2 protein-coding genes are annotated in these 1,660 nt (G+C 57.5%); both read left to right on the forward strand.

Annotation, left to right across the window (positions count from 1 at the left end; translation table 11 throughout):
- Positions 1-212 precede the first annotated feature (212 nt).
- Positions 213-1,331: a sterol desaturase family protein gene (locus A3730_RS28455; protein ID WP_063518916.1), complete on the forward strand. Its 1,119-nt coding sequence runs from the start codon at positions 213-215 to the stop codon at positions 1,329-1,331.
- 36 nt (positions 1,332-1,367) lie between these two features.
- Positions 1,368-1,660 (forward strand): SMI1/KNR4 family protein (locus A3730_RS28460; RefSeq protein ID WP_063539413.1); only part of this gene is annotated, 293 nt, incomplete at its 3' end.

A 1,660-nucleotide genomic window follows, 5' to 3' on the forward strand; every position in this document is an offset into this window, starting at 1 on the left:
GCGCCTGGGCCTTTAGGCGAGGAGAATAGAGGCCGGAAAAGCGTGGTTTGTCACGTGCTGCGTGCAGCGTCTATCTAATTGAACGCGCAGTGTAGCAGCTTGTTACGGGCGTGTACTGGTACTTGGCGCCAGGCCGCTGCAGCATGGTCTGGCAAAGAAAGGCTGGCCGCAGGGCCACCACAGGACAAGAAAGAGCAAGGACGGGAGGGGTAATGTCGGAATTTCTGCGCGAACGCTACGAAGAGGTGGATCTGACGCCGGGTCAGGGCAAGATCACGGCGACGATCTCCATCGGGCTGGGTTGTTTGGCGCTGCTGGGAAGTTTCTGTTTTCTTTATCCGGAACTGTTTACCACGCCGGAATTCAGGGCGTTTTATAATGCCGAGATCTTGCGGCTGCTGCTGTTTATTGGCATTGGTATCGGGTTTACCTGCGGGTTTTTCAGCGTGTTTCGTCACCAGGAACGGCGTTACGGCATTATCGGCATGGTGCTGGCCTGCATGGCTGCGCTTATCGGTTCCGGGCGCCTGGATGTGCCGCCAGTGGATGGCCGCAGCCTCTATGCGGGCCTGGATTATTTCATCCTCACACTGCTGGTGCTGGGGCTGGTCTTTATCCCGCTGGAGCGCGCCTACCCGAAGAACCGGGAACAGAAGACCCTGCGCGGTGGCTGGGTGACGGACATGAAGTACTTCCTGTTCAGCCACGTGGCCCTGCAGCTGATCAGCTTTTTCACCATTATCCCTATTCAGGTGTTGCTGCACGACAAGGTGGACATCGGCTTCCAGCAGGCCATCGCCAGCCAACCCCTGTGGCTGCAGTTTATTGAAATTCTGATTGTGATCGATCTGGGCAGCTACTGGATTCACCGGGCCTTCCACGAAGTGCCCTGGCTATGGAAATTCCACGCCGTGCACCATTCCACTACCCAGATGGACTGGCTGGCCTCATCACGGCTGCATGTGGTGGAAATCATCGCCAACCGTTTTATTGGCTATCTGCCCATCTTTATCCTCGGCTTCTCCCCCTCGGCGGTGTATGCCTATCTGGTGTTCGTGTCGTTCCACGCCATCTTCATCCACGCCAATGTCCGTTTCCGTTTTCCCGGCGTGCGCTGGCTGATCGCCACCCCGGAATTTCACCACTGGCACCATTCCTCGGAAGACGAAGCCGTGGATAAAAACTACGCCGCCTTCCTGCCCATCTACGATAAACTGTTCGGCACCCTGATCATGCCGGATCGCCTGGCCGCCGAGTACGGTACGCGTGCCAGCACCCAGGTGCCGGAAGGGGTGGTCAAACAGTTCCTGTTCCCGTTCCGCCGGGGCTGAATATGCATTCCCATCGCAACCCTCAAAGATGAATTTATGGATGACGTGATAGACATGCTGCGCGAACGCCATGACGGCGGTCTGGTGGCCCTGGAACTGCCAGACGAAGACCGGTTGGTGGAAATTGAAGAGCAGCTGCTGATTTCACTGCCGGGGGACTACAAGGAGTTTCTGCTTAACGCCAGCGACATCGTCTGTGGCAGCCTGGAGCCAGCCACTGTGATGGACGACTACGCTCATAACTTCCTCCCGGAAATGGCCGCCAACGCCTGGGATCAGGGCCTGCCTCGCTACCTGATCCCCATCTGCGAAACGGCCAACGGCACCTA

The organism is Alcanivorax sp. HI0044, from assembly GCF_001634945.1.

What these genes read in the sequence shown, in the direction of transcription:
- A3730_RS28455 (WP_063518916.1), top strand. Translation starts at nt 213, where the DNA reads ATGTCGGAATTTCTGCGCGAACGCTACGAAGAGGTGGATCTGACGCCG.